Origin of the sequence: Algoriphagus chordae, from assembly GCF_003254055.1 — a bacterium.
Classification (GTDB): domain Bacteria; phylum Bacteroidota; class Bacteroidia; order Cytophagales; family Cyclobacteriaceae; genus Algoriphagus; species Algoriphagus chordae.
Genome location: NZ_QKZT01000001.1, coordinates 1 through 16,437, shown reverse-complemented (window position 1 = coordinate 16,437; position 16,437 = coordinate 1). Strand labels below are relative to the sequence as shown.

Here is a 16,437-nt window from a genome sequence, read left to right as displayed (position 1 = left end):
AACTTCACCGGAGGGGGCTGTATAAAGCAGAAAATTATTTACATCACTCATTGTCTGAATCACCGTTTACTATAACATACTCGATGGAAAACTGCATCTTGATACTTGATACCTGCTACTAATTACTTGCTACTTCTAATAAATCTTCACTTCCTTAAAATACGCATAGGAATCTGTCGATCCTTTTGCCACCAATCCAAGTCGGAATCCCATTCCCCAAGGTACCAAATGCTTTACATCTTGAGACTCACCAACCTGAATAGTCTTTCCATTCACGATAGCTGAAGTCGTCATTTTATAGCCATCTTGCATACTTAATATCAGCTTCACTTCTTTGCTTTTTGGTATTGTCTGTGTTGCAATTTCTCTTGTCTTTTGGTTGATAGTCTCCCAAAGTATCAGCTGATTTCCTTTCACAGAAATACCCATTCCTGCAGGCGGCGCACCGAACCCATTATTTGCAGCACCAATCACCGCCAATCCAGCCGCCGCCTTTGAATCAGGTATTACTGTAGCTTCGTATTGATAATCCAATGATTTAGTTCCTTGCACCAATAGCGTACCGAGCATTTCATTCTCTTCAGAAGCCTGAAGTTTGAGCCCGTCTTGGCCCGTTTCGTATTGTATATCCTGAGTTACTCGCCATTGCCATACGGGATCTAGTCTCTCCTTGAAATCATCAGTAAATTCAAGTGACTTTTTGCTACGCTCATAGCCGGCATTATTTGCCAAAACAGGCCAGTTGTCCTCAGTCCATTCGATTTTCTCCAAGACTCCCTGCCGACCCACGTACACGCTACCTTCAGTATTGTAAGCATGATAAAGCATCCACAAGTCTCCGTCTTTTTCCACAACGGTTCCATGCCCTGCGCACTTCCAGTTAGCATTATCTTTCAAAACCGGATTCATATCATACTTTTCCCATGGGCCTAAAAGCGTTTTGCTTCGCGCTACCCCAGTGACATAATCACAGCTAATTTCACAGCAGCCCCGTGCCGAATAGGTCGCATAGAAATAGCCATTTTTCTGGAAAATTGCTACGCCTTCTACCAATCCGCCTTCCCAAGGCTGATCATTATGAAAAAGCTCGTGTTTCTCTCCAATCAGATTTTTCCGATCATAATCAATCTCCTGAGCCCAAATCGGAGTTTTTTGTCCCTTGCTATTGCCATCCTCCTTCCATAAGACATAGTTTCTTCCATTTTCATCTCTTGTTTCAAAGGCATCGATAGAGCCATATTCCTGTGCTACCAAAGGGCCATGATCTTTGAATTTGCCAAGGGGAGAACTAGCACTTGCTACAGCCACAGAAAGTCGATTGCTCTCCTTATCCCTTGCAGTGTAATAGACATAAAGCACGCCTTGCCCATAGTCATAAGAAAGCTCTGGTGCCCAAAAGTTATTTTTTGCCCAATCTGGTGCTCCATCAGGAAATACATAATTCACCAATTCCCAGTTGACCAAATCCTCTGATCTGAAAATGGGGAAAAGTGGTGCCCACTCATTGGAAGTGGCAGAGGCATAGAAATATTTGTCGATTCTGATCACCGATGGATCTGGTCGATCGCCCGCCAAAACAGGATTGTCAACTTTGATACTTTGTGCTAAACTCATGCTGCAAAAGCCAACAATAATGAAAACTGCGGTAATTATTTTTCGCAAACTGAGTAGACTATTCATTGGTCTTTGGGTTATTTTCTAACTGAGGAAAAGCGGTGATTCTCAATCTCGCAGCACCCATTGGCACCAGCGTCACATCCACGACCGGCTGATCGGAAGTCTTTGGTAGGTCTTTCAACTCTCCTACCAATCCGTATTGATCCAATTGCCATTCAGGAATCTGACGAGCTTTGCCTACGATTTTAATCGGAACTTCTTCAAGAGAGAACGGGAAATCTGACTTAGGCCAATGGCCTTTCATCACTTCAAATGAGGAAGCGGGATCATTTTCGTCCACCACCAAACTGTAGTTCCAATCCGTCACCGGATGAATTTCCCAGGAAGGCCACTTTTTAGTATCAGCACCTTTCTGCCATTTGGAGTCCCACTGTGCAGTCTGGTCGCTTTCTTTTTTGAAGTACTTCTCTCTAATCTTCAGTGAATAAGTTAGAGGGCCTCTGCTCACACTAAGGCTATTGCTATTTTTCTCCCAGATTTTAGTCTGGATTTCCATTGGAAGCATCAGAGCTACCTGATCTCCATTTGCCCAAGTTCTGCTGATCTTCGCATAGCCTATTCCGGAAATATTGTCTTTCAGCACCTCTCCATTCACAGAGATGGAAGCTCCTTTTGCCCAAGCAGGAATACGCAGGTAAAGCGGAAATTCAACTGCTTTTTCTGTGCTTATCGCAAACTTGATTTCTTCTTCAAATGGATAATGCGTGGTTTCCTCGATATTCACTTCAGTGCCATCTCCGACTTTCACCGTCAACTTGCTCGCTCCGTACATTGCCGCCACTACGCCATTGTCTGGAGTTGCCATCCAGAGATTTTCTATGAAATAAGGCCATCCCTGCGCATGATTATGCTGACAGCATCGAGAGCTAAAGGGATTCATCATCAGAAAAGGGCCTGAGTTGGCGATTCCCGGTGAATGGTTTTCTGCATCCAGCAAAGCCATATTCGGCGAAGTGATGTAATGCAGGGATTTGAAATCAGGCATCACAGCTGCTGGATAAGTATTGAAGGCAACTTCCTCGGCATGATCTGCCCAGAATGGATCACCAGTGATTCTCAGCAAATGCTCATCTGAATTCATCTGCTCGACCATTCCGCAGGTTTCTACTCCTTGGCGAGGATCAGCATAGCCAGGTCTGGCATTTTCATCCGATCCAAACATCCCACCAGGAACCTGACCGAAATGCTCCCGGATGATTTTAAAGTTTTCGTAAGTAGCTTGAAGGTCTTTCTCATTTTTGGTCAGCAAGTAATACTGAGCTGGCTCACGAAAAGCCTGCGCATGATTGACATTGTGCCAATCTACCTGATCACGATACCAGTCTGGAACTTCACCGCCATCACGCACTTCATAGTAATTTTTTACCTGCTCTATTGGCAAATCTCTACCTCCCCAGTCAGAAGTATTTCGATGAACTTTCTCTGCCAGTTCCAATAAAAATTCGTCTCCTGTACGGTTGTAAAGCCATAACACGCTGTGTAGATTGTCTCCTCCACGCAGTCTCTGCCAGTATCCTTCCAGGAATTCCTCATCAGGAACAGTCAGTTCGTACTTGAAATAATTGGTCATCAAAGCGATCACCCGCTCATCCTGAGAATGCTCGTAATAGGACTGCAAACAATAAAGCATGATCATCTTTGCCCAGAAATCAGGATGATCACCATCCATGACCTGGGGGCCAAAGTCACCATTTTCCCGCTGACTGGTAAGTACAGCTTCTAGCCAGATCATGGACTCGTCGATCATCGGCTGATCCTCCATGATGTAGCCGATATTGGCATATCCTTTTAGCCAGTAAGGAACCTCTTCCCAGCCCCATTCTCCCGTTCCATCCTTGGAAAGCCAGGCATTGTTATCCTTCTGAAGCCAAGCTGAGATTTCGCCGAGATTTCCGGTCAAGCCATTTTTCTGGCGAATCAGGTATTCCTTGAGAAATCCTTCAGGTTTCACCGCACCTACAGGAAGCTTGATCAGCGCACTGGGCGCCAAAGGCGCCCGATTGCTTATATAGAATTCATTAGTATTTTCTGTGGGGATTCGATCTACTATAGTGACCGATTTATTGGAATTATTTCCAGGGCTACAAGAAATCAGCCCAGCACAAATAACCAGTGCTAGCGTTGATTTAAAGCGGTTTTTTAGCATTTTTAGCAGGTTTTGGGATTACGAATGTCCCCGAAATTGCAACACTTTGTTTTAAACTTGGTTTGATCTTCGTAGTATTTCTAGTGTATGTATTTCTCATAATAGGTTTGGGATATGTTAATTAAATATATTGACTCTGATTACCAAGGTAATAATGATAATCTAAAAAGCCCCCTATATCTATATCAATCCTTCAATCAGTTAAAAAATTGGTATCCTTCTTATTCAGCTGTATACCTAAAGGCATTTTGAAGTAGCTATGGGTTATGAATTCCAAGTAAATCAACTTTTGTGAAAAATCTGAAATGAAGGATTTACCATTTTCAGGTTTAATATGAGTAATAGCTTGACATATCTATTATCCAAATCGGACAGTCCAAGCATTACTCATTCTTCAAAATAATGGTCAAGCTCATGCGTATCTCGCCATAAGAAACGCTTTCCCCTAGCTTTTCATAAATTGGTTTCAGAGATATGGCTCTATCCAGTTCGTTAAAAGCATCTCGTACTTTATCTACCACCTCCTTGTCTACCATTTTTTCTAATTCAACATTCTTACCTGCAGTGTACAACTGTGATAAATGCGAGTAGACTGTCGTGACTTGTATGTTTCTTTTTGCTGCAATTTCTTTTGGCGTAAGACCTTCTTTATACAGTGCAAAGGTATCTAGCGTGGTGGATCCCTTTTTGGGACGAGCTACGGATTTATACTTTTTAATTACCTCAATAAATTCTGCACCATATTTTTGCATTTTGTTCATTCCAACACCAGAAATAGCCAAAAATGCATTTTCAGTAACAGGCAATTCTATGGCCATAGCTTTCAAAGATTTATCATTGAAAATAATGTAAGCCGGCACATTTTCTTCGCGTGAAATAGAATACCGCAACTTCTTTAATTCCGTAAGTATATCGCTGTTGACTTCTCCTTCTTCTGTACTTCTCAGTACCTTGGGCTTGCGACTTTTTTTCTCCTCCGCTGTTACTGGGAAAGTTAGTTTTATGGGTTGTTCGCCTTTCAGTACTTTCCAGCCAATGGGTGAAATCTTCAAAGCCGAACCTTCGCTGTACATAATCTCAATCAACCCTTGATTGGCCAATTGAATAATGTAATCTCGCCAATCATAAAAGCTGAGGTCTTTGCCCACGCCATAGGTTTTAAGTTGGGTATAACCAGCCTCGTAAACCTCGGCATTGTTAGAGCCTCTCAGCACATTGATCAACATGCTTATCCCTTCTTTTTCTTGCATGCGGGCTATGCCTGAAAGTGCTTTTTGAGCCAAGATAGTGCCGTCAAAATCTTTAGGCGGATTGTCACAGACATCGCAATTGCCACAATCTTTACTGAGGTGTTCGCCAAAGTAAGAGAGCAGTATTTTTCTACGACAAGACTTGGCTTCCGCAAATTGCAACATGCGGTTTAGCTTTTCTTTTTGCATACTGGAATTTGCCCCATCATCGGCAAATTGACTGTACATCACAAAATCTGCCATATTGTAATACAAGCGCGTTTCGGATGGTAATCCATCACGGCCAGCCCTACCAATTTCTTGGTAATAGCCCTCTAAGTTTTTGGGTAAATTGTAATGAATTACCCAGCGCACGTTCGATTTGTCAATGCCCATCCCAAAGGCAATAGTGGCTACGATAATCTTGGTATCGTCAAGTATGAATTCGGTTTGCACACGTTCTCTTTCCTCAGCACTCATACCTGCATGGTAAAACGCCACCGAATGCCCTTCAGCTAGTAAGTAATTGGCCACCTCCTCGGTATTCTTTCTACTCAGACAGTAAATGATGCCACTTTCATTTTTTTTCCGATCTACAAATCGCCCGATTTCTTCCAGCTTTTTCTTTTTGGGTACTTGTCCGCGAACCTCTATACTCAGGTTTTTTCGATCAAACGAAGAGATAAATAACTTGGATTCTCTCAGTCCCAACTGTTTCTCAATATCCGCCCTTGCAGATTTATCTGCGGTAGCCGTAAGTGCCATAAATGGAACCTCAGGCAAGGAATTTCGAAAGACCTTGAGCTGTGTATATTCAGGTCTAAAGTCGTGGCCCCACATACTCACACAGTGCGCTTCATCGATCGCCACTAATTTTATGTTCAGCAGGTTCAACCAAGTTCTGCTTACCGAAATCAATTTCTCAGGGGATAAATACAGCAACTTTATCTTACCCTCTCTAGCCCGTTCAATCACCGCTTTTTCTTCTTCTGGAGAAATAGAACTGTTGAAGAAATCAGCTTTAATTCCGTTGGATTGCAAGGCCTGTACCTGATCCTTCATCAAGGAAATAAGAGGTGAAACCACAATTGTAATGCCCTCCAGGCACAAAGCGGGAATCTGAAAGCACATCGATTTTCCACCGCCGGTTGGCATTAGCACAAAGCTGTCTTTTCCTTCTAAGGTGCGGTCTATTATTTCCTTTTGTAAAGGGCGAAATGCATCGTAACCAAAGACATTCTTTAATATCGATTGTGGATTCTGCGCCATGCTCAGCGTTTTGATTTTACTCGTTTTAATGATTATATGCTACCTTGCCTGTAGTCTTTACAATTGTCCTGAATTGATTAACACCTTTAATCGAGGAGCCCAGTTTTACTTACTAGTGTGCAGGGCCTTCGACTTCCTGCTTAGCGGACAGGCAGGCGCTCAAGCTGACCCTCTCAGCACCGTTTTGTGTATCCTTGAATTTTGGATACAGCCAGGTTACCTAGTATAATGTTACCCAAATTCTCTCCAAAGGCTTGCCGAGATGCCAAAAGTATGTATTTGGGTTACTTTCATAATTCCAATAAGGATATTTCCTTCCTAAATACCTTTACTCTTTTATCATCAACTCAGGTATATGCTTTACATGTACAATACCATAGCTTAAGAATTGCTCGTGAAATTCCCTCAAGTTGAATGAGTCTCCTTTCAAAGCCATAGCTAGCTCATTCATTCCCATAGCTATTGTTTTTTGGTTGTCAAAAGTTCAACCGCTTTGAACCAATAGAAGAAGGAAGATTTATCAGGCTGTTTTTTTAACCTATTCAGAAAATTCCAATCCTGATCTTCAATCGTCATACCTTTAATATCCTGGCCTTCATAATATATAATCGGGGAAAGATCATTCACCTTGATTTTTGCTACCAGGTATGCAATTCGGGCCGATGCCGGTACCGCATCATCAATTCTAAAGTTTTCTTCCATTAGAAAACCGGTACCAAAAGCGATTATCCCTTTTTGCAATTCCTTGAATTTTGCCTTTTCATCATCATTGCCACCATGACGCTTGGCCAGGATTATGCAAGTATCAATCGTGTCCTGCAGTACCATTTCCGGAGTGAGTTTTGCTTCTGGGTTTCCATTTTTCCGGTAAGCAATTTCATGTTCAGCAAATACCTGGAAACTAGCCGCTACCACTTCCATGTTTTGAATGTTCTCGAAGAGTTTGCTCAGATCGAAGAGCTGTTTACAAATCTCCATGGAGAACGGTTGTTGGTCTTTACCCTTGAAGTAAGGGATGCCAATGGTGTTTGGAGCAAATGCTGTTAATTTATCTCCTGTGATTGAATCAATAGATGGCATGGTGACCATAGTCTCATCTTCTGTTTCGATCCATTTGGTTATCACAGGTTTTTCGACCACATCCGGATAAATTGAATCTTCGAGTAGAACATCTAATAGTATGGTACCAGAACCTTGTTTGCCAGAATCAAATTTGAATTTGTAGTGTGCTTTTGGTACTCCTGGTTTGTAACTCCGATGTTCGTCAAGTTCAACACTCGTGAAATTGGAAGAGTCTATAACCTTTTGCAAAATACCCTCCAGTTCTTTCTGGTCAGGTTTGCTGATTATGTCGATATCAATGGAGAATCGGTTTCCTGTTTCTAATAAAAGCACCAAACTGGTACCTCCTTTGAAAACAAAATCAAGTCCATTGTTTTTCAACCGCTCCAGCAAATGCAAAGCGTAAATCATCTTTTCCAAAATGATTTTGTCAATTCGTTTGTGGTCTTTTTGTTTCTTAAAACGCTCTAACCATTCATCAGTAAAGCAATGTGCCTTTATCATTCAATAATGTCTTTTACGAGGTGGTACATGTGGTTCGTCATGAACTGCTTAATGTCTTGGTCTCTTTCCCTTCTTTTTGCGTAGCTGAAGAGCTTGGTGAAATTGATGGCATAGTTGCTAATGGCATTTTCGTAGATGTGCATCAATTCAGAACCTTGCAGGTAATAGAAAAGCCTATCTTCTGCAAACAGATCCACCAAGATTTTCTCAAGTAGTGGAGTATAAAACTTCACCCTTTTCTCTGATCTTCTGGCAATAGGGGAGCGCGTAATCAATTTTTTAATAATCACCGGATTGTCACTTTCAGCGATATAAAAATCGTAAGCTTTATCATCAGGGTTGAGGTAAAGCTCGTTTCTTGACGAGTCCTTTAATTCGTAATACAGGGACTCAATGAAATCCTTTTCTATTTCAATCAGGATAATTCGTCTGCTGGATTGGTGTTGTGAAAACTCGTTAAGCCATTCTGTTTCCCAAATGCAGTGTTTGGCGTCCTCAAATTTGTCTGTGATTCGCTTTGTGATCTTAATAAGCTCTGGCGATATTTCGGGCTTATACTTGGGTTTGTATGAAATAACATAGAGCCCTCTCTTGAGTGTTCTTATTATGTTTTTGTCTTTGAGGTCGTAGATTCTCCAGCCAAAGGTTCCCTCTTTCAGGTCAGGTTCAAAATAACGATAGAATTCTAAGAGGTCTTCTCGGGTAAAATACTCCCTGTCCTTAAATTCTTCAATCAACCTATCCTCTATGATCTTTGGCATTTCAATTCCAATTTTTACCAAAACTACAAAATTCTGGCTAATATTGGAAATCAAAAAAACGCCAGTAAATCAGAATACTGGCAAATATTGGAATTCTAGGAGGGCCAGAGATTTGGCTCTTTTGCAAAGCTTGGTTTGTGGGTTGGCCTCTGTGGCTTAATAGATGTGTCAAATGAGCGATGGCTTTTCTTTTTCGCATGGCATACACACGCCCAACTAAAATGAGTATGCGCCCCAGTTGCTAGAAGCACAGTGATTTCGGGTTTGACCTGTCATATCAAAAGGCTCAGTTCGCATATTCATTTTAGTGTTTGTGTGTGCCTTGAATGGTGAATATAGACCAAAAAGATGGTCGTTCCAACGGGTGAAATACCCTGGGCTTATGGCTCACGGCCGTCTACTCGACTACCTGCTGCCATTTTTTTCAGAAGTTTCTTTATTAAATGTGGTTTTTGTTAGTTCGAGGCTACCATTCCACAGGCTTTTTTGAAAAATCCTGTTATAAGAATCAACAGATGTTTTAACAACTTTCCCATCCGAGAAATAAATTCCCTTTAAGTCTTTGTACTTCTCAGAATACGCAAGGTTTGCTAAATTTCTTCCTGCTTGAGCTGGTGTATGTATGTTGCTTTTTAATAGGGTCATAACAGGGAATACGTTTTTCCATAAAAATCGCATAACAGGTGAATAAGTTTTAGCTAGTCCTGTTCCTGGTGTCATTCCTGGGTCATAGGCATTTACCCTAATATTTGTATTTTTTAATCGCTCTTGCAATTCATAAGCGGTCATTATGTTACACAATTTTGAAGTAGAATACCTTCTTTGTCCAACTATGTTAGGTTTTTCGGAAGTTTCTTTTGAGAAAGCAAGCTCTTGAACACTGGTATAAACAGGTGGTTCTATTGGTTTTTTAAGTGCTGGGTCGTGTGTTTCGCTAGATGTGAATGTTATGTGCCCTTCATTTTTCATGTAGGGTAGCAATCGCATAGTCAAGGCAAAGGAACCGAGATGATTTACACCAAATGTTTGCTCAAATCCATCTGCCGTATATTGTGTGGCGCCAATATTCTGTACTCCTGCATTATTTATCAAGATAGAAATGGAATTGTTTTTTTCTTTGGCAAATGATTCAGAGAACTTTCTTATAGATTCTAAAGAAGCCAAATCCAATTCCAAGCATTTTAGGCTTTTATAACCTGTCTTGTCCTTTATCTTTTCAATCACTTCTTTTCCTGCTTTTATATTTCTGGCAGGAATGATAATTTGTTCGTTTTTGGCAATTTGAGCCATTTGTAAAGCACACTCAAAGCCAATTCCACTGGTTGCTCCTGTAATAATTATTGAATCCATATTTTTTTGTCTTTTATTAAAATGATGAAGCAAAGCTCAGCACTTCAAAAGCAAAAACATTTGCCATTTGGCAAATAATGAATTCATGTAAATTTAATTCATTTTAAAGGTTACTTGGAATTCGTACCGAAAGCCTTCGGTGCTTATTTCAGATGCTTTTTCGAATCCTACTTAAGGATGATTGCGTGATTCCTAAATAGGAAGCGAGATAGGAAAGCGGAATTCTGTTGGCTAATTCCGGAAACTTTTCAAGAAAACTCAGATACCTTGTTGTGGCATCTTCGGCTAACATGGGACTTAGTTTATTTACCTTTTCAATCAATGCTTTTTCGGTTATTTTATTGATTATTCCGTCCCACTGAATGATAGTAGCTGATAAATCGTTGAGTGATTCTGAAGAAAATACAAGTAGTGAACAATCTGTTACAGCCTGAACATATTCGGAAGAGGGGATTTTTTGATTGAAGCTGTTTATGTCCACTGCAAAATTGTTTTCATCAATAAAGTATTTGGTGATTTCATCCCCTTCGCTGTTATAGTAACATACTCGTAAAATGCCTTCTTCAATGAAAGCTACTTGGTTTGGTATTTTTCCTGCTTCGGAAAAGTAATCGCCCTTTTTCAACTCCAATACCTGTGCTTTTCTCTTTATCAAGTCAATTTGCTGCTGATTTAGCTGCCCAAATTCCAACAGATAGTTTATTAATTTGTCCATAGTCACAAAGGTTGTCATTGCATTTTATTCGGAATTTGTCAAATGGCAAAAAGGTTGATTGATTTTGGTAAGAAGGCTAGAACTAGCAATAAAATATATACGGTGTAGGTAGTTTTTTATTCTTTTAAATCCTTGTACATAATATAAGTATTAACCAATCCTAATTTAGAGTGTCTAAACCCTTTCGGTGTAGTTCCAATTATTTCAAATCCGTATTTTTTCCATAATTCAACTGCTCCTTTATTCGTACTTACTACTATATTGAATTGAATTCCCTCAAATTGATTTTCCTTTGCTATTTTGAGAGAGTGTTCACAAAGTTTTTTTCCAATTCCTTTTCCGTGAGAATTTGGGTTTACCATATAACTGCAATTTGCAATGTGGTTTCCTAAACCAATTTGATTGGGTTTAATGATATATGTTCCGAGTATTTGTCCATTTTCTTCAATCACATAAGTTTCCATATAATCAGCAAACCAATGTTTTTTTAGTTCACTTTTTGGTGTATTTGGATTAAATACGTAAGTGTCGCCAGTTTCAATCACTTTTGAAAATATTTCCCAAACTTGGTCAATATCAGTTTCTATTGCTTTTCTAATATTCAATTTAGATGTTCGTTTTTTAAATTATATACAACGTGTTCATATATAATTCCGTAGCGACTGAATTCGAATAGAATTCAGTCGTAGGAATCAGCATGAATTAAAGGTAGTAAATTTTCTTAATCTTATAAGAGTTAGGCTATGGATTATATACATTATTGCACTGTTTAATTTTGTCTTGGATTAAGCCTCAAAAAACGAGACGCGTTATTATAAAAAATATCTGCTTTCTGTTCATAAGAAAGAAAAGGAGCATCATTTATTATGTTTATTGAATGTTCAATTAATTCAGGCCAAATGATCATATCAGAACCATACATTATACGTTTTCCAAACCCAGCAACTACAATTTTTTTCAGATGATATTCATAAAAATACTCTTTAGGATATGCCCATTGGATTCCCCCAATGTCAACATAAACTTGAGGATAGTGATATAACATTGTTATCAATTCATCAATAAAGGGTTCACCATAGTGCATTATTGATACACGTAATTTGGGATATCTCTTTAAAACGTCTTCTAATAGTAATGGATTAGATAATTTCGCTTCATACTTCGGATAGCCCATATATGGAGTGCCTGGAATACCACTTCCTAAATGAATTGCAACAGGTATATCTAATTCTTCCGCCATTTTGTAATAAGGAAACATTCTTGGGTCATTTGGAGCAATCCCAAAATATTGATTAGAAATTTCTCCAATAACTTTTATATCATTGTCAATCAAAATAGTTTTCATCTGTTCAGGAGAAATACTATCTCTTCCAATGCGGAATTCCAAACTTGGTATAATTTGTTTTGGATATTCTAATTTCCATTTTACAATATCCTCAAAAGCTCCACTAGCAACAGCAATAACCTTATTCTGCTTTAATTGTTTTTCAATTCTTTGTTGATAATCTTGGTAGGATTTTGGAGAAACCAAAGGGTTTTCACAATCTGGATTATTAAACTTTTCATTCCACACATCCTCAAATTCATTAATTGGGTCAAAATGTTCTATTAAATTGGAAAATGGAGGACATAAGGATAAAGAGAATGGAGGTAAGTCTTCTGGTTTATCAACATGAATGTGCATGTCAATTATAGGTCCATTGTAGGCTCTATCTTGGCTAAGTAAATTAAGCTCTTGTTTTTTATTATTGCAACTAAGAGTTATTATTGAAAGGATTATAATTAAATATAGTCTCATGTCTTTAATTGTTGCCAAGGGTCTCGTATAACCGTCAGTTACGGGTTAATATACGCAGACTTTTCGGTTAAGCACTGGCTTTAGCAATTCCGAGTGGATTCGGACCTAGTCGAATCCGCCATAATTGCGGTTATACATTGTGAGTTCGGCTTTCCTTAATCATGAGTTGAAGTCAGATTGCACTTTATTTTTTTATTCTGGTTTTGGGCCTTTTGAAGCAATAGTTCTCATTATACTAGGAAACCAACGTTGCAACCAAACAAAAACTCTCCCGTGGGTTGTGAAAATATAATTTCTTTTCCTCTTGAGTATTGCGTTAGCCATAACTTTTGCCGCTTTATCCGTAGGCCACATTAAATTTGCTGGTCGTGGGTCTGGTCGTTCAGGATGCCACGTACCTTCATTATCAATCCTTGCTATCTCGGACACCACAAATCCAGGATGAATGGTAGTGCAGCTCACACCAGTGCCCATTAATTCAACCTGCAAGGTTTGACCAATAGAATATACCGCAGCTTTTGAGGCTCCATAAGCTCCGACATTAGGATTAGGAAGATAGGCTGCAACACTACCAACTAATCCAATTTGACCCTGGTTTTGTTTCAAATGTGGTAGAGTATATTTTACTGTCAAGGCTAGTCCAGTGACATTACCTTGTAATTGCCTTTCCCAATCTTCTGCAGTCAACGTATCAATACTTCCAAAAACTCCAAATCCAGCATTGGCCACAGCAATATCTATACGTTTCCAATGCTCAATTATGTTTTTAACAGCATTTTCTATCGATTTCTCTTCCATAATATCTACTGGTACAACCAATGCTTCGCCACCCGAATTCTTAATCTCAAGAGCAATCTCTTCTAATAGTTCTTTGCGTCTGGAAGATAGCACCACTTTATATCCTAATCTTACCCACTCAAAGGCCATCGCTTTGCCAATACCAGAGGAAGCTCCAGTTATCCAAACTACCTTATCTTTTGTTTTTGACATTATAAGATATTTAATGTTAAACTATTAGATATTCCAGCTGACGAACAACGTGTTCGTGTATGATTTGTGCGACTTAGAATCCGCAGGATTTTCAGTCGTTGCAAATCAGTTGTTTAAAGATATAAATTTAAATTGAAGTTCAAATGTAAGCATGAAATATACAAGTTGTTCTAGTTGTTAGTGGCAGTTATTTATTACTATTCTAATTCCTTTAATTTAGCTTGAGCTTCTTGATTTGCATCTATTTCAACTGCTTTTTTATAATACTTAATTGCTTCTGAATTGTTTTTTTGAGATAAAAAATAATTTCCTAAAGCGACAAAACTTTTTGATTCATTAGGATAGAAATCGGCATTTAATTCTAGATATGCTAAAGCTTTTTCAGGAAGATTATGCCCATCCAACATAAAGGACCCGATTTGATTTAGTAATTCCCAATCAGGTTTTACTTCACGTTTCATTCGAATACTCAATTTTTCATAATGGGTTTTAAATGGTTCTGTTAATTCTTTGGCGGAATATTCTTTTGGTGTGTTAAAACGCCACATTTCTGGAAATGGAAACCAAGAGAAAATAGACCGCAATCCATTATACTGGGCTGGAACAACAATGCTTCCGTGGTCTTCATTCTCAAAGTATTCCCATTTAAAATTAAGCTCTTTATTATTTTTCACTAATAGGTCGTGAAACTTTAAATTGGCTCTAATCTGTTCAGTAGGAACTGTTTTGTCTTTTCTAACTTTAACTGTATCCATTTCTTTACCAATACTATTAGCCACAGCTATATATAATGACTTTTCTTTTCGATTTCCTTTATTTAGTTGTTCTTGAGTTTCTTTAACCAAATTTTCTTTGTCCCACCAAAGGCTTGGGTCAATTGCTAAATAATTATCAAAAGAATTTTCGTGATGCAGGAATGAATAAAGTACAAACAGACCTCCAGTAGAATGACCAATAATTGTGTTGTTGTTTTCGGTTGGGTATTTGTTGTTTATAAATGGTTTTAATTCTTCGTCTATAAACTTTATAAAATTACTGGCACCTCCTGAAGTTTCAGATTGTTGTCCGCGTTGAAAAGGAACGTTGGTTGGTGTGAAATCTCTGGTTCTATCTGTATTTGTAATAGCAACTATAATAGAGTTAGGAATTTGCCAAGGTAATAGTTGTTTTAACATTCCAGTAACAACATAGAAATTTTGAGCTGCATCTAATACGTAAATAACAGGATATTGCTTTGTATTATCAAAATCTTCGGGTATGTGTACCCAAATTTCTCTTTGCTCTTGTAGTATATTAGAATACAAGCTTTCAACTTTCCCGATTACTATTTGCTTTTCGTCATTTTCCTTAAATTGTGCTATTCCTTGGAAGGATATGAACAACGTTATTATAGAAATTATTATTTTAGATTTTCTCATTTGTTCGGTAAGGTTTTAGTTTGCGATTATTTCTTTTGGCAAAATGAAAACATCAATAACAATTCCTGAATTCTCTTATCGTTTTTTTATAATTGCCTCTTACGTTCCGTGTATTGTGTCGTAGCATCCCGCAGGGTATGCACTATACACCTTGTGTGTGCCCAGCATGGGCATCTGGTATCGAAGATATCAAATTATTCCAGAGGGTGAAAGTCCCTTATGTGCGGGGGTAACGTCCCGAAGCATTAGCAAGTGGTGCCGATAGCTATCGGCATGGTTTGTCGTGAGATTTGCACTGAAGGAAGCGAGACTGCAAACCTTGGTTCCAACGAACAGGAACTGGATACGGAGGCTATTTAAGTCGGATGAGGTAGCACATCATACTGACGTCCAAAGGTTGGGTAACCAACATGTGCTTAGATGGTAGATCCAGTGGATACTGAACGTATTGTGAAGTGAAAATTCGATAAGGAGCCTCTGCGTAGCCTTATCTTAAAAGTAGCGGAAAGATGTAGCGGTGTAAAGAGCGTTGCATTTTGCTTTACGAACCGCCGTATACGAGACCTCCCGAAAGCTTTCGGGATACGGTGGTGTGAGAGGCGCACCTCGTCAGTTACAACTGGCGAGGCCGTCTACTCGATTAGCACTTCGCCCTTCTTTTCCGTCCGTTCTGTTTTTAGTCATTTTTTATTGGTATTGTTACTTCACAAGCGTAATCTTTTGGCAAAGCATTTTTAGTATTGATTAAGTCCCAATATTTTCTCCAATATGTCCACCATTGAGAATGAACTGATGGGATTTGGTCTAATTCAATATCTCCGTCTTTCGTTAAAAGTCTTATCTCTTCTGATGAGACTGCCAAACCATAGTCACCTGCCCAAAAGACAAGTTTATATTTTTCTGTCTGAAATAAACTGTTCTTAGGTGAATAGCCGTGAATTGTATTTATAGTTTTTGCATCATTAAAAATTTGTGCCATTAAGGTTTGGTCTGTGAAAGTAAATTCTCCGTGACTACAAGTTGGTGGTTCCATTTTGTCATTATGTAAGTCATCAAACCAGTTTTTGTTATCAATTTTAAGTTCTTCTCTTGTTATAAAACTTATTGATTTGGGATTTCTAAACTGAATTGCGATTTGGGTGTTAGGTGGTTGTGAATTGTTTGATGGTGGTAAATAAAGTTGTGTTCCACCAAACTCAATTTGAATAACTTTCGGCAAGTTAGTCGTCCACCAACTCCAATATCCAACGTCAGAAATTGCGTCACCTAATATTTCTAATATCTGATTTTCTGTTAGAGGTTCTGCAGTCACTTTTTCTATTTCTTTTTTTTCTTTGTTGAATATGTTTTTAAAAAAGTTCTTCATTGTTGCCCTTGTCTTTTAGGGTGAGTGCTAACGGTCTGTGTATGGTGCGTATCCCGTAGGGTATGCACTATACACCTTGTGTGTGCCCAGCATGGGCATCTGGTATCGAAGATATCAAATTATTCCAGAGGGTGAAAGTCCCTTATGTGCGG

Annotated in this window: 12 protein-coding genes; all 12 read right to left on the bottom strand. The window is 38.9% G+C overall.

Features of this window, described 5'->3' with window-relative positions:
• Positions 1 to 135 precede the first annotated feature (135 nt).
• The 12 genes from LV85_RS00060 to LV85_RS00005 all read right to left on the bottom strand — a co-directional run bounded on the left by LV85_RS00060 (position 136) and on the right by LV85_RS00005 (position 16,285).
• The gene (locus LV85_RS00060; RefSeq protein WP_111316147.1) at positions 136 to 1,680 is read right to left on the bottom strand and encodes a glycoside hydrolase family 43 protein; all 1,545 of its coding nucleotides are present in this window, start codon (positions 1,678 to 1,680) and stop codon (positions 136 to 138) included.
• Positions 1,673 to 3,823, bottom strand: coding sequence for a beta-L-arabinofuranosidase domain-containing protein (locus tag LV85_RS00055; RefSeq protein WP_170125591.1), 2,151 nt, complete (start codon positions 3,821 to 3,823; stop codon positions 1,673 to 1,675). The genes LV85_RS00060 and LV85_RS00055 overlap by 8 nt, the downstream gene beginning before the upstream one ends.
• A gap of 383 nt (positions 3,824 to 4,206) precedes the next feature.
• Complete coding sequence (gene recQ, locus LV85_RS00050) at positions 4,207 to 6,321, bottom strand: DNA helicase RecQ (protein ID WP_111316146.1); 2,115 nt, start codon at positions 6,319 to 6,321, stop codon at positions 4,207 to 4,209.
• 459 nt (positions 6,322 to 6,780) lie between these two features.
• Positions 6,781 to 7,887 carry a nucleotidyl transferase AbiEii/AbiGii toxin family protein gene (locus tag LV85_RS00045; protein WP_111316145.1) on the bottom strand — a complete coding sequence of 369 codons (1,107 nt, stop codon included), beginning with the start codon at positions 7,885 to 7,887 and terminating at the stop codon, positions 6,781 to 6,783.
• On the bottom strand, positions 7,884 to 8,648 hold the full coding sequence (locus tag LV85_RS00040) for a DUF6577 family protein (RefSeq protein ID WP_111316144.1): 765 nt from the start codon (positions 8,646 to 8,648) through the stop codon (positions 7,884 to 7,886). Before LV85_RS00040 ends, LV85_RS00045 begins: the two co-directional genes overlap by 4 nt.
• A 405-nt stretch (positions 8,649 to 9,053) precedes the next feature.
• A complete protein-coding gene (locus tag LV85_RS00035) occupies positions 9,054 to 9,998 on the bottom strand; it encodes an SDR family NAD(P)-dependent oxidoreductase (protein WP_111316143.1) in 945 nt (314 codons plus the stop codon).
• Positions 9,999 to 10,146: 148 nt separating this feature from the next.
• Positions 10,147 to 10,713 carry a Crp/Fnr family transcriptional regulator gene (locus LV85_RS00030; protein ID WP_170125590.1) on the bottom strand — a complete coding sequence of 189 codons (567 nt, stop codon included), beginning with the start codon at positions 10,711 to 10,713 and terminating at the stop codon, positions 10,147 to 10,149.
• Positions 10,714 to 10,829: 116 nt separating this feature from the next.
• Positions 10,830 to 11,318 carry a GNAT family N-acetyltransferase gene (locus tag LV85_RS00025; protein ID WP_111316141.1) on the bottom strand — a complete coding sequence of 163 codons (489 nt, stop codon included), beginning with the start codon at positions 11,316 to 11,318 and terminating at the stop codon, positions 10,830 to 10,832.
• A 164-nt stretch (positions 11,319 to 11,482) separates the two neighbouring features.
• Positions 11,483 to 12,511 carry an amidohydrolase family protein gene (locus LV85_RS00020; RefSeq protein ID WP_111316140.1) on the bottom strand — a complete coding sequence of 343 codons (1,029 nt, stop codon included), beginning with the start codon at positions 12,509 to 12,511 and terminating at the stop codon, positions 11,483 to 11,485.
• A gap of 192 nt (positions 12,512 to 12,703) precedes the next feature.
• Positions 12,704 to 13,501, bottom strand: a complete 798-nt coding sequence (locus LV85_RS00015) for an SDR family NAD(P)-dependent oxidoreductase (RefSeq protein WP_111316139.1) — start codon at positions 13,499 to 13,501, stop codon at positions 12,704 to 12,706.
• Positions 13,502 to 13,698: 197 nt separating this feature from the next.
• On the bottom strand, positions 13,699 to 14,919 hold the full coding sequence (locus LV85_RS00010; protein ID WP_111316138.1) for an alpha/beta hydrolase: 1,221 nt from the start codon (positions 14,917 to 14,919) through the stop codon (positions 13,699 to 13,701).
• A 676-nt stretch (positions 14,920 to 15,595) separates the two neighbouring features.
• Positions 15,596 to 16,285 (bottom strand): hypothetical protein, encoded by a 690-nt coding sequence (locus LV85_RS00005; protein WP_111316137.1) that lies wholly within the window; start codon positions 16,283 to 16,285, stop codon positions 15,596 to 15,598.
• Positions 16,286 to 16,437: the final 152 nt, after the last annotated feature.